This window comes from Glutamicibacter arilaitensis, from assembly GCF_044793945.1.
Taxonomy (GTDB): Bacteria; Actinomycetota; Actinomycetes; order Actinomycetales; family Micrococcaceae; genus Glutamicibacter; species Glutamicibacter arilaitensis_B.
Map to the genome: position 1 here is coordinate 1,784,138 of NZ_CP084994.1, position 12,188 is coordinate 1,796,325.

Genomic DNA, 12,188 nt, shown 5'->3' on the forward strand with positions numbered 1-12,188 from the left:
TAATGCCTGAATGGTTGGCAGTTATTTCGCCTCGGCGTGCATTCGGGCCAGCAGTTGGCGAATTCCCTGGAAATGCTCGCCCAGCAGCACGCGTGCCTGATCGATATCCTTGGCGCGCACCGCTTCGAGAATGACGCGGTGGGCCGCCGCGGTCTCCAGCAGCGTCGGCTTATCGGGCTCTGCCTGGCCGATCACGTCGTGAATCGAATGGTAGACCTCCCAGAACACGCCCAGCAGATTGGTGAGCAGGGTATTGTTCAGCGGCTCGAAGAGGACCCGGTGGAAATCCCGGTCCGCGTCGGTGAACATATCGCCTTCGACCGCCGATTGCTCCATGCGCACCACGGCGGCCTCCAGCGCCAGCAAATGCTCTTCGGTCACCGCGCCGATGGCCTGGCCGATTAGTCCGACCTCCAGGGCCTGGCGCACATCGACCAGCTCTCCGGCCTCGTGGCCGCGATGGCGCAGCGACATCTGTCCGCGGAAGGAGAGTGAATCATGCAGCGCGCTGAGCGTATTCTCTGCGACGAACATGCCAAATCCGTGCCGGGTGTCGATGATGCCCAGCGCCTGCAGGACCTTCACCGCTTCGCGCAGCGAATTGCGCCCTACGCCGAGTTCGGCCATCAGTTCCTGCTCGGTGGGCAACGGGTCTCCAGGGAGCAGATTCCGATCCAAGATCAACGCGGTGATATCGGAGGTCAGCGCCCGCAGGCGTGCCTTCGCGTCGGTGCGGCGTGGCCCGTTAGTTGTCATGAACTTCTCCAATTTTCCAATTCGCGGCTGTGAGCTAGTTGACCACCGCTAGTGATTACCATTACAGTCTAGGCTATAGATCGGACATCCTACGTCCGACGAACTCACTTTATTTCCTTGGAGGTGGCATCGATGGCACTTAACGAAGTGGCAAACAAGCCCTTTGCTCGTCGAGACTTTTTGAAGATTACCGGCATGGTCGGAGCGGCCGCGGCATTCTCCGCCAGCCTTGCCGCTTGCTCGTCGGGCAGCAGTACCGAAGGATCCGGCGGAGCGGGCGGCACCGCTGCCGCAGGCGTGCTCACCGCAGGTATTTCCTACGCCCTGTCCACGGGGTTTGACCCGATGACCTCCTCAGGGGCCACGCCCTACGCGGCGAATATGCACATCTTCGAAGGCCTGGTCGATCTGCACCCGGCCACTCGCGAACCGTATCTGGCCTTGGCCGCCGCACAGCCGGTTCAGGTCGATGACACCACCTGGGAAGTGGCCCTGCGCGAGGGTGCGACCTTCCACGATGACAAGCCGGTCACCGTCGAGGATGTGGTTTACTCCTTCGAACGCGTGCTGGACACCAAGAACGCCTCGCTGTTCGCGCAGTTCATCCCGTTCATCAAATCGGTCAAGGCCAAGGATGCGAGCACCGTTTCCTTCACCCTGAACTATGCATTCCCGCTCTTCCCAACCCGCATCTCCGTGGTCAAGGTTGTCCCGAAGGCGATCGCCGCCAAGGACCAGCTGGCCTTCGACGCCTCCCCGATCGGCTCCGGCCCCTACAAGTTCGTTTCCGCCACCAAGGACGACAAGATCGAATTCGCCAAGCACGCGGGCTACAACGGCAGCCAGGGCGCCACGGCGGAAAAGATGACCTGGTTCCTGCTTTCCGATGCGGCCGCTCGCGTGACCGCCATGGAATCGGGCCGCGTCCAGGCCATCGAAGACGTTCCCTACCTGGACATGGAACGGCTCAAGGCGAAGGCCACCGTCGAGTCGGTGCAGTCCTTCGGCCTGCTCTTCTTGATGTTCAACTGCGCCGAGAAGCCTTTCGACGATGCCAAGGTCCGCCAGGCGCTGCACTACGGGCTGGACACCGAATCCATCATCCAGACCGCGCTGCTGGGCAACGCCAAGGCCGCGACCTCCTATATGCAGGACACTCACCCGGAGTACCTCAAAGCGGACACCGTCTACAACTACGATCCGGCCAAGGCCGAAGCGTTGTTGAAGGAGGCCGGAGTGAGCAACCTGAGCTTCGAGCTGAAGACCACTGACACCTCCTGGGTGAAGGACATCGCCCCGCTGATCCTCGAATCCTGGAATAAGCTCCCCGGCGTATCGGTGACCATGCAGAACCTGCAGTCCGGTGCCTTGTACGCAGATAATGTGGACTCCGGGAAGTTCACCGTGGTCGCCGCCCCAGGTGACCCATCGGTGTTCGGCAACGATCTGGACCTGCTGCTGTCCTGGTTCTACCGCGGAGATGTCTGGCCCAAGGCCCGCTTCCGCTGGAGCGGAACCAAGGAGTACAAGGATCTGCAGAAGCTGCTCGATCAGGCGGTCAAGGCCGAAGATGCCACCAAGGCCAAGGAAGCTTGGGCCAAGGCCATCAACCTGATCGCCGCCGAGGTGCCGCTCTACCCGGTGCTGCACCGCCAGCTGCCAACGGCCTGGAACCCCGATGCGGTAGACGGCTTCGCGCCGCTGCCAACCACCGGCGTATCCTTCGTCGGAGTATCGCCTAAGGCATAACCTCACCATCTGGCCGGGCTCCGCCCGCACGGCGCAGCCCGGCCAGTAACGAGTCACATTCACTTCCCAACCCAACGGAGTCATTGCGTGGGAAATTTCCTCAACCTGCTGCTACGCCGCCTCGCGGCACTGCCCGTGATGATTCTGGGCATCTCGCTGCTGGTCTTCATCATCCTCAAACTCGCCCCCGGTGACGAGGCAACCAGCGCCCTGGGCGAAGGTGCCTCGCAGTCGGCCAAGGAAGCCTACCGAGAAGAACGCGGACTCAACGATCCGATCTTCATCCAGTACTTCGCCTTCCTCGCCCGGCTGATCCGGCTGGACTTCGGAACCACCACGCCACCTGCCCAGTCGGTGAGCACCATGATCCAAGGCGCTTTCCCGCTGACCTTGCAGCTGACCTTCCTCGGCGTCATCATCGCCGTTCTCATCTCGCTGGTCTTCGGTGTGCTCGGAGCGCTCTACCGCGACAAGTGGCCGGACCAGCTGGTGCGCATCTTCTCCATCGCCGCGATCGCCACCCCCTCCTTCTGGCTGGGCATCCTGCTCATCCAGTGGTTCGCCCTCGGCGCGAATCCGCTCTTCCCTTCCGGCGGCGCCGCCCCCGAAGGCAGCGGATTCGGCACCTGGCTGAGCCATATGGCCCTGCCCGCGCTGGCCCTGGCCATCCCGGTTTCCGCCTCGCTGACCCGCGTGGTGCGTACCTCCATGGTCGAAGAGCTGGATCGCGACTACGTGCGCACCGCCATCGGCAACGGGGTGCCGCGCAACGAGGTAGTCAGCCGCAATGTGCTGCGCAACGCCCTGGTCACCCCGGTGACGGTGCTGGGCTTGCGCATCGGCTACCTGCTCGGCGGCGCGGTGGTCATCGAAATGATCTTCTCGCTGCCCGGCATGGGGCAGCTGATCATGAACGGCATCACCAACCAAGACACGAACCTGGTCCAGGGCGTAGTGCTGACCATCGCGATGACCTTCGTGCTGGTGAACATCGCCGTCGACCTGTTGTACCTGCTGATCAACCCACGTATTAGGACGGTGTAGCGATGACCATCATGGCCCCACGCAACAATCTGGTGCAACGCCTCAGCGAAGGCGGCAGCCGCTTCCGCGCGCTGACCTTAGGCTCCAAAATTTCCTTGGCCTTCCTGGTCATCGTGGGATTGCTCGCGCTGCTTGCCCCGGTGCTCTCCCCGCACGATCCACTGGCCACCGGAATCCCGGCCCAAGCTCCGGGAGCCGAGCATCTATTCGGCACCGACCGCCTGGGCCGCGATATCCTCTCCCGGCTGCTGCACGGCGCGCAGGCCTCGCTGCTGGTGGGCCTCTGCTCGGTGGCGCTGGCGCTGGTGCTCGGCGGGCTGCTCGGCGCCCTTGCCGCCACCAGCAGCAAATGGGCCAACGAGACGATCATGCGCATTATGGACATGCTGATGGCCTTCCCGGGCATCGCCTTGGCCGCCGCGCTGCTGGCCTCGCTGGGCAACTCGCTGCCGGTGATCATCCTGTCGATTGCGATCATCTACACCCCGCAGATCGCCCGCGTGGTGCGCGCCAACGTGCTCGCCCAATGGGGCGAGGACTATGTGCGCGCCGAACGCGTAATCGGCGCCGGACGCTTCTTCATCCTCGGCACCCACGTGCTGCGCAACTGCGCGGCCCCGGTAATGGTTTTCGCCACCGTGATGGTCGCGGACGCGATCATCCTCGAAGCGTCCCTTTCCTTCCTCGGCGCGGGCATCCAGGATCCGGCCCCGAGCTGGGGAAATGTGATCTCCTACGGCCGCACCCTGGTGCTCAACGGCGCCTGGTGGGCCACCACCTTCGCCGGTTTGACCATCCTGCTCACCGTGCTGGCGCTGAACATCCTCGCCGAGGGCATGACCGACGCGCTGGTCAACGTGAAGGGCGCGGGCAAGCCGCGCGCAAAGAGCGAAGAGCGAGCCTCCGTCACCAAGGCCGCCACCGACGAGCACGCCCACGAGCGGCTGCGCCGCGAACTTCAGCTGCTGGCACGCACCGAATCCCAGCGCACCGACCGGCTCGTTTTGGATGCGGCCGATCCGCGCACCATCCTGGAGGTCAAGAACCTCTCGATCCGCTTCCCGGATCGCTACGGTGCGACGCAGATCGTGCAGGACGTCTCCTTCACCGTGCGCGAGGGCGAAACCATGGCCCTGGTCGGCGAATCCGGCTGCGGCAAGTCGATCACCTCGCTGGCGATCATGGGCCTGCTCGGCCCCGGCGCGAAGCTGTCCGGATCGATCACCTTCGAAGGCAGGGAACTGCTGCCGGCCACCGCCGACGGCGGCACCCTGGCCGGAGACGACAAGGTCTACAAGGGATTGCGCGGCGAGTCGATCGCCATGGTCTACCAGGACGCGCTCTCCAGCCTGAACCCCTCGATGCTCATCGGCGAACAGCTGCGCCAGCTCACCCGCCGCGGCGGACGCAAGAGCCCCGAAGAGCTGCTGGCGCTGGTGAAGCTGGACCCGCGGCGCACCATGCGCTCCTACCCGCACGAGCTTTCCGGCGGGCAGCGCCAACGCGTGCTGATCGCGATGGCCCTGTCGCGGCGCCCGAAACTGGTGGTCTGCGACGAGCCGACCACCGCGCTGGACGTCACCGTGCAGAAGCAGGTGGTGGACCTGCTCAACGAGCTGCGCGAGCAACTCGGTTTCGCAATGGTCTTCGTCAGCCACGACCTGGCCCTGGTCGCCTCGCTGGCCCACCGGGTCACCGTGATGTACGCCGGGCAGGTGATCGAGGCCGGCCCGATCCGTTCGGTGCTGGCCAACCCGCAGCATGAATACACCCGCGGACTGCTCGGCGCGGTGCTCTCCATCGAATCCCAGGCAGAGCGCCTGCACCAGATTCCGGGAACCGTGCCCAGCCCGTACGACTTCGTGCCCGGGGACCGCTTCGCCGAACGCAGCCAGCGTGCCGACGCGGACCCGCACCAAGCCACCAGCTTCGTTCCGGTGCCCGAGAATCCCGAACACCGCTGGGCCAGCCACGAGAACGCAGGAGTTAACCGATGAGCACCAACACCATGCCGGTCATCGAGCTGCGCGGCATCCATGTGCACCACAAGATCCGCGGCGGCAAGCTGTTCTCCCCGCGGCTGATCAAGGCGGTCAACGGGGTGGACTTCACCGTGGCCCGGGGCGAAACCGTGGGCATCGTGGGCGAATCGGGCTGTGGCAAGTCAACCCTCGCCTCGGTGCTGGTCGGCCTGCAGGAACCCACCAGCGGACAGGTGCTCTTCTCCGGCAAGCCGGTGGGCAAGCGCTCTGCCGCCGGGCGCAAGGAATTCGGCCGGGCCGTCGGGGTGGTCTTCCAGGACCCGGCCACCGCGCTGAACCCGCGCATGAGCATTATGGACACGCTCACCGACCCGCTGCGTGTGCATGGGATCGGCAATACCGCCTCGCGCACCGCCCGCGCCCTCGAGCTGCTCTCCGTGGTCGGCTTGCCGGCCTCGGCCGCCACCGCCCTGCCCAATCAGGTCTCCGGCGGGCAGCGCCAGCGCGTGGCCATCGCCCGGGCGCTGGCGCTGGAGCCGGAGGTGATCGTCGCGGACGAACCCACCAGCGCGCTCGATGTCTCGGTGCGCGCGCAGGTGCTCAACCTGCTCACCGACCTGAAGGCGCAGCTGAACCTCGGCATGGTATTCATCTCCCACGATATCCAGACCGTGCGCTACGTCTCGGACCGCATCTGCGTGATGAACTCCGGGGTACTGGTCGAAGAAGGCACCGCCGCGCAGGTATTCGACGCGCCGACCAACGAGTACACCCGCACCCTGCTGGGCGCAGCACCCTCGCTGCTCCAGCTGTAGGCACCCACCATTTCAGGGCCCGAAGCATTGGGCCACAAGTAGAAGGATCAGTTCCGTGGCATTTGTTAACAACCCCAAGTACACCGGCGTCATCCCACCGGTAGTCACCCCACGCTCGGCCGCCGGGCAGATCGACATCCCATCCCTTCAACGCGTCGTCGAACACCTGATCGCCGGGGGAGTCTCCGGCCTGTTCGTGCTCGGCTCCTCAGGCGAAGTTCCCTACCTGTCCAACGCCGAACGCGAGCAGGTGATGCGCACCATCGTGTCCGCCAATGCCGGGCGCGTGCCGATCCTGGCCGGCGCCAGCGAGCAGACCACCGTGCGCACCATCGAGGAAGGGGCGAAGCTGCTGGCTCTCGGCGCCGACGCGCTGGTGGTCACCACCCCCTTCTACGCCTTGAGCAACGCAGGTGAAATCGAGGCGCACTTCCGCGCGATCAAGGCAGCGCTTCAGGTGGACATCTTCGCCTACGACGTGCCGGTGCGCACCCACCACAAGCTGCCGCTGGATGTGGCAATCCGCTTGGCCACCGATGGAGTGATCGTGGGCGTGAAGGATTCCTCGGGAGATGACGTGTCCTTCCGCCAGCTGCTGCTAGCCGCCGGCGGCATCGAAGGCTTCTCGGTCTTCACCGGCCACGAGGTCGTCGTGGACGGTGCGCTGCTCGGCGGTGCGCACGGCGTCGTGCCGGGCCTGGGCAACGTGGATCCGGCCGGCTACCGCCGCCTGTTCGACCTGGCGGTTGCCGGGAACTGGGCGGAAGCCGCCGCCGAGCAGGACCGTCTTGCGGCCCTGTTCAACATCGTCTACACTCCTGATTCCACCCGAGTTTCCGGCGGTGCCGCTGGCCTGGGCGCATTCAAGACCGCACTGGTTGAGCTCGGCGTGATCACGTCGAACACGATGAGCGTGCCCATGGAAGCGCTGAACGCGCAGGAAGCCGCGGCCATCCGCGTCATCCTGGATGAAACCGGACTGCTGACCGCGGTGGCCAGCTGAGCATGAAGAAACACCATTTCGGCGCCGGCGCGGTGCTCGCCCTGGATGTGGGCGGCACCAAAATCGCCGGCGCCGTGCTGGATTCCCACCGGCAGATTATCGCCACCGGGCAGGTGCCCACCCCCGCGAGCGCTGGAGCGCCGGCAGTGCTCGACGCGATGGCGCGGCTCGTCGCGCAGCTGCGCGGGAAAACGACTGAAGAAATTCTGGGCCTCGGCTTAGGCGCGGCAGGAGTCATCGACCCGGCGAACGCGCGGGTCAGCTCAGCGACTGACACCATCGCCGGGTGGGCCGGAACGGATTTGCGCACCGAGCTGATGCACCGCACCGGATTGCCGGTCCGCGCGGTGAACGATGTGCACGCCCACGGCCTCGGAGAAGCCCACGCCGGCGCCGGGCGCGATGCCGAGCAGGTCTTGCTCTTCGCGGTGGGCACTGGCATCGGGGGAGCGCATCTGCTCAACGGTCAGCTGCACTCCGGAGCGCATCATGTGGCAGGGCATATGGGGCATGTCGACTCGCCGCTGGCGGCCGGGCTTCCCTGTTCCTGCGGCCGCACCGGGCATGTCGAGGCCATCGCCGCAGGTCCGGCGATCCACCGCAACTATCTTCGTCTCGGCGGCGACCAGAGGGTCGCCGATACCCGCGAGCTGGCGGCTCGGGCAGTCCAAGGCGATGAGCTGGCGAGAACCGCGCTGCGCACCGGAGCCCGGGCCGCCGGCATGGCACTGGCCTCACTGGCGAATGTACTGGATCCGGACCTGATCATCGTCTCCGGCGGTATGGCAGGCGCCGGGGATATCTGGTGGCACGCGTTGCGTGCAGGCTACGCGGACTCGATTATCGACCTGCTGGCGCACACCCCGATCGTGCCAGCCCAACTGGGCAACGACGCAGCATTTTATGGGGCGGCCAGCTTATTCTGGTCGACCAACGAAAGGAACTAAAGCAATGTTGCTGAGCGACAGAGAACTAGCTGCACTGCGCGGACGCTTGATCGTCTCGGCACAGGCCTACCCAGGCGAACCCATGCGCAATCCGCAGACCATGGCGCAAGTCGCCGCGTCCGCAGTGATCGGTGGGGCAGCCGCCGTTCGCGTGCAGGGAATCGCAGATATCCAGTTCACCCGTTCGGCGGTCGAGGTACCGGTGATCGGGTTATTCAAGGACGGCCACGAGGGTGTGTTCATCACCCCGACGATCCATCATGCCTTGGCCGTGGCTCAAGCCGGTGCGCATATTGTGGCGCTGGACGGCACCCGCCGTGAACGGCCCGATGGCGAGAGCTTGAGGCAAACCATCACCGCGGTGCACGAACAAACAGGCGCGCTGGTGATGGCTGACTGTGGTTCGCTCGACGACGCGCTGGCGTCCGCCGAGGCCGGTGCCGATCTGATCGGCACCACCCTGGCCGGATACACCGGCGAACGAGCTAAAACCGATGGCCCGGATCTGGAGCTGCTGGAGTTAATCGCCGCGGCCGGGCTCGACCGTCCGCTGGTCGCCGAGGGACGTATCCATACCCCGGCCCAAGCCCGTGCGGCGTTGGAAGCCGGCGCGTTCAGTGTTGTGGTTGGTACCGCGATCACCCACCCGGCGAGCATCACCGGATGGTTTGACGCGGCGCTGCGCCGGTAGAAAACAGTCTTCTGGCCAATATGCTTTGACAAATTTCGGGCTCAAAAGATTGTGGCCCGGCAAGTGAACGGCGCGAGTGAATTCACCACCATTCGCATGCCGCCATAAATTATTAGCTTCCCTTCGGAACTTGTCCGATCTGCTTTCGGCAAATTTATCTACATCTTCGAGAGGCGACTTCGACGATGTTGATTCCATTCCTTAGGAAGTGGACAACTTTCGAGGGTCGGCACTCAGTAAATTACTGGGTCAGGCGGGAAACATTGGCAATTACTGCCGGCAGATCATCGCCTAGCTGATCAAGGATGCATCGCTCGTGTGGAACGACTTTCTCAGGTAGTTCGGCAAGGTCAAACCAAGTAAGTGCAGACGTTCTTTACGGCTCCATGATTCGAGGCACGCCATTCCAAATGGTGCATTCGAAGAAGAAATCTACTCGTCCTGCCGAAGTTCCGTTGCTGTATTGCGGTCGGTGCATGGTGGTGAGCGGCTCTAGCTGCGTGGCATTCAGCTCAATCCCGAGTTCTTCACGTGCCTCACGAACGGCCGCTTGGACGGCCGACTCGCCAACTTCGATATAACCCGCGGCAGCATTTGACCAGTGGTTGTCAAAGTATCCGGTGTCCTGCCTGCACTGTAGGAGAACCCGATGTTCATTTCGAATGACTACGTAGCTTACTCGTGTGGGCTCGTCCCTATTTTTGATGTGAAATCACAGTCTTTGCTGGTCTAGTTCGTTGACTCCGGGCACAGCCCCTGAGGGAACCAATGGTTCAACGCTAATTGTGCAGTTACCCAGTCGGCATTGTGAAGAGTTCGAGCGTAAACACGACTGTGAAGAACAGAGCCATCCAAAATGCGACGAGGGCCCAGTTACCAAAGAACCTGTCCTCTTTTGAGTGCGTGCGCTTCCGTTCTCGGCGTTCCCAGAAATAAGTCCCACTAAACACCAGCGTCAAAAATAATGAAATAAGCATTGGCGCTAGCATGGTCTTTCTCATTCCGGTAGGCTAAAGAGTATTACTGCTGATGGTAGCAGGAAGATCGCTCGGATCCTGTGGGAGGCGACAATGACTAAAGGCCTAGTGGATACACCCATTTCTCATGATGCATGCCCTGCCGGAACACGAGTTCTATTCATTTTCGCGCCCGGCTTGTCGATTGCACTGACACTGCTGGCCTATTGGCTGGCCAGCCCTTGGATACCGGAGCATGTTGCAATTCATGTTGGGCCCGACGGAGTTGGCTACGGATCAGCATTGCGCATGCTCGTAACCTGTTGCATTATCGCAACGGTGGCGTTTATCGTCGGCGGGTTCACCGCAAGGGGATTCTTTGTGTCGGGACACTGGTATCAGATTGAAAAATCGATCGTCGTGAGCACGGAATCGTTCGCCTATGCGGTGCTTGGTGTTGCACTTGGTGCCGTCATGAGCACCTTCGGGCAAGAACCCAATGGCTCCACCAGTCAGAGTGTGGGTATTGGACTATTGTCGTTCTTGCTCGTTTTTATCGTCTCGGCCATCGTTTATGTTTTGGCGCTGCCCAAGGGGCGCTTTGAAGAGCTGGATGCCGCATAATTCACAACAAGTCTCGTACACCTTCGTGAATACCTCGGTGTGCACCGGCTAGAGGATTGTGCTTCAGGCAGGCCAACGCCAGCTGGGTTGTTTACTCTTGCTGATGCTGCGGTAGGTGAATGACCGGGGGCTCATAGTCCCGGACCACTCCCGTCGCTGGTGGCGCCAAGGAGCGGTAGGTCCGTCCGTCTCCGGTGTCGATCACGATGGAATGGGGCAGATACGGATCTACTTTTTCATACCAGCCCGGCAGTTCCTTCGCTTTATTGCAGAAGGAGCAGCGGAGCGAAGAATTGTGGACCGTGGTCGGCCCATTGAGGTGTCGTTGGACCACGTGGTCGATTTCTTCCGGGACTCCGTTGCAGTAGGGGGTTTGGCAGTGCACGTCGCGGATTCGGATGAATTCTTTGAGTCCTTCGGGGAATTCGCGGGCTTTGGAGTCCATGGCGATGAGGTCTTGATTCCCTGGGGCGGTGTAGATTCGTTGGATTTCGGGGAAGGTGTAGATCCGTCGGTTGAGTTCGTCATCGTGGACGGTGAGGTGGAAGGGGTCTTTGAGGTCTACTCGGGCTCCGGCGACTAGTTCGCGGGCGTATTGCGCGGGGAGCATTCCGTAGCCTGGCAGGTTTGCTGGTTCCCGGTCGCCGAGGAATAGTGCTTTGTCGGTCATGATGAGCTTGACGTCCAGGAACAGCGGGATTTTGGGTGGGAATCCGTCGAGTTGGCTGCAGATGAGCATGTCTGCTTGGAGTTGTTTTTTGGTGCGGGGGTCTTGGCCGGTGCGGTGGATTGCTTTGGCGCGGTCTTTAATGGATTTGGCTAGTGCGGTGCCCTCGATGAGGGGGAGTTTCGCGCTGAGCAGGACGCAATTTTTGCCTTTGCGGAAGTGGACGTGGCGATTGGCGGCTTCGTCTTCGGCTTGGATGGCTTTTTCGCTGCTTTGGAAGCGTTCGGTGAATTTGCGGACGGTGTCGGTGATGGCGTTGAGGCCGAGGTGGGTGAACATGTCCGGGTGGGTGGCGAAGAGGGCGTCGAATTCGCGGCGGGGGTTGGTGTCGATTTCTTGGAGTGGCGCGGTGATGGCGAGTATTTGTCGCTCGGTGAGGTCCCCTTGTTCGAAGGCGTGGGCCAGGTGTGGGGTGTCTTCGTTGAGGATGCGGCAGGAGGTGAGGTAGCTGCAGGCGCCGTGGGTGGATTGGCGGCGGTTGATGGCGATGGCTGCGGCGGCTCCGCGTTCGCTGCGGTCGATGTGGATGCCGCGGTCTTCGTGGTCGCGGACGACTTCTTTTTCGTAGTGGTAGGCGAGTTTGGCTTGGGCTGCGCTGCAGCTGGCTTTGAGGCGTTCCAGGTCGTCGATGCTCTGGGTGAGGGTGGCTCTGTTGCGGTGCTGCAAGGTGGTGGCGAGGCGGGTGTTGAGGTCTTCGATGAAGGGCATGGGGGTGTCCAGGACGCCTGGGGTGGGTGGCCTGGTTGGGGGCTGGGTTTCGAAGTCTTTTTTGGCTTCGTTCTGTTCTTCGAACATGTTTCCACTGTACGGGGTGGTTGGGACGGTTTGGGGTGGTGTTTACCAACTGTGGATTAGCGTGAAAACGAATACTTCACGGGTCAGTAACTGACGCTC

At 62.7% G+C, this 12,188-nt stretch carries 11 protein-coding genes; 8 read left to right on the forward strand and 3 right to left on the reverse strand.

The genetic code is table 11. From position 1 onward, the window contains the following. Nucleotides 1–21: 21 nt before the first annotated feature. The gene (locus LG294_RS08205) at nt 22–756 is read right to left on the reverse strand and encodes a FadR/GntR family transcriptional regulator (protein ID WP_404291267.1); all 735 of its coding nucleotides are present in this window, start codon (nt 754–756) and stop codon (nt 22–24) included. A 132-nt stretch (nt 757–888) separates the two neighbouring features. Here LG294_RS08205 and LG294_RS08210 point away from each other — a divergent pair, with 132 nt between their 5' ends. From LG294_RS08210 to LG294_RS08240, 7 genes are all read left to right on the forward strand, one after another. Then, entirely contained in the window at nt 889–2,505 is a 1,617-nt protein-coding gene (locus LG294_RS08210) for an ABC transporter substrate-binding protein (protein ID WP_404291269.1), read from the forward strand. Nucleotides 2,506–2,643: 138 nt separating this feature from the next. Next, on the forward strand, nt 2,644–3,549 hold the full coding sequence (locus LG294_RS08215; protein ID WP_404291696.1) for an ABC transporter permease: 906 nt from the start codon (nt 2,644–2,646) through the stop codon (nt 3,547–3,549). An 11-nt stretch (nt 3,550–3,560) separates the two neighbouring features. After that, complete coding sequence (locus LG294_RS08220; protein WP_404291699.1) at nt 3,561–5,546, forward strand: dipeptide/oligopeptide/nickel ABC transporter permease/ATP-binding protein; 1,986 nt, start codon at nt 3,561–3,563, stop codon at nt 5,544–5,546. Further along, complete coding sequence (locus LG294_RS08225; RefSeq protein ID WP_404291271.1) at nt 5,543–6,346, forward strand: ABC transporter ATP-binding protein; 804 nt, start codon at nt 5,543–5,545, stop codon at nt 6,344–6,346. The genes LG294_RS08220 and LG294_RS08225 overlap by 4 nt, the downstream gene beginning before the upstream one ends. Before the next feature lie 55 nt (nt 6,347–6,401). Continuing rightward, the gene (locus LG294_RS08230) at nt 6,402–7,349 is read left to right on the forward strand and encodes a dihydrodipicolinate synthase family protein (RefSeq protein ID WP_404291273.1); all 948 of its coding nucleotides are present in this window, start codon (nt 6,402–6,404) and stop codon (nt 7,347–7,349) included. Nucleotides 7,350–7,351: 2 nt separating this feature from the next. Next, nucleotides 7,352–8,296 (forward strand): ROK family protein, encoded by a 945-nt coding sequence (locus LG294_RS08235; protein WP_404291275.1) that lies wholly within the window; start codon nt 7,352–7,354, stop codon nt 8,294–8,296. A 4-nt stretch (nt 8,297–8,300) separates the two neighbouring features. Further along, nucleotides 8,301–8,987, forward strand: a complete 687-nt coding sequence (locus tag LG294_RS08240; protein ID WP_404291277.1) for an N-acetylmannosamine-6-phosphate 2-epimerase — start codon at nt 8,301–8,303, stop codon at nt 8,985–8,987. A gap of 376 nt (nt 8,988–9,363) precedes the next feature. Here LG294_RS08240 and LG294_RS08245 read toward each other — a convergent pair whose 3' ends face one another. Beyond that, nucleotides 9,364–9,693, reverse strand: a complete 330-nt coding sequence (locus tag LG294_RS08245) for an NUDIX domain-containing protein (RefSeq protein WP_404291702.1) — start codon at nt 9,691–9,693, stop codon at nt 9,364–9,366. A gap of 379 nt (nt 9,694–10,072) precedes the next feature. Here LG294_RS08245 and LG294_RS08250 point away from each other — a divergent pair, with 379 nt between their 5' ends. Beyond that, a complete protein-coding gene (locus LG294_RS08250; RefSeq protein WP_404291279.1) occupies nt 10,073–10,567 on the forward strand; it encodes a hypothetical protein in 495 nt (164 codons plus the stop codon). Nucleotides 10,568–10,658: 91 nt separating this feature from the next. On the opposite strand, the gene LG294_RS08255 is transcribed toward LG294_RS08250, so the two are convergent. Then, nucleotides 10,659–12,089 carry a DUF222 domain-containing protein gene (locus LG294_RS08255; RefSeq protein WP_404291281.1) on the reverse strand — a complete coding sequence of 477 codons (1,431 nt, stop codon included), beginning with the start codon at nt 12,087–12,089 and terminating at the stop codon, nt 10,659–10,661. Nucleotides 12,090–12,188: the final 99 nt, after the last annotated feature.

Bases quoted from the DNA above. Each gene is read 5' to 3' on its own strand.
- LG294_RS08210 (WP_404291269.1), top strand. From the start codon at position 889: ATGGCACTTAACGAAGTGGCAAACAAGCCCTTTGCTCGTCGAGACTTT.
- LG294_RS08215 (WP_404291696.1), top strand. From the start codon at position 2,644: ATGATTCTGGGCATCTCGCTGCTGGTCTTCATCATCCTCAAACTCGCC.
- LG294_RS08235 (WP_404291275.1), top strand. From the start codon at position 7,352: ATGAAGAAACACCATTTCGGCGCCGGCGCGGTGCTCGCCCTGGATGTG.
- LG294_RS08255 (WP_404291281.1), bottom strand. From the start codon at position 12,089: ATGTTCGAAGAACAGAACGAAGCCAAAAAAGACTTCGAAACCCAGCCC.
- LG294_RS08240 (WP_404291277.1), top strand. From the start codon at position 8,301: ATGTTGCTGAGCGACAGAGAACTAGCTGCACTGCGCGGACGCTTGATC.
- LG294_RS08225 (WP_404291271.1), top strand. From the start codon at position 5,543: ATGAGCACCAACACCATGCCGGTCATCGAGCTGCGCGGCATCCATGTG.
- LG294_RS08205 (WP_404291267.1), bottom strand. From the start codon at position 756: ATGACAACTAACGGGCCACGCCGCACCGACGCGAAGGCACGCCTGCGG.
- LG294_RS08220 (WP_404291699.1), top strand. From the start codon at position 3,561: ATGGCCCCACGCAACAATCTGGTGCAACGCCTCAGCGAAGGCGGCAGC.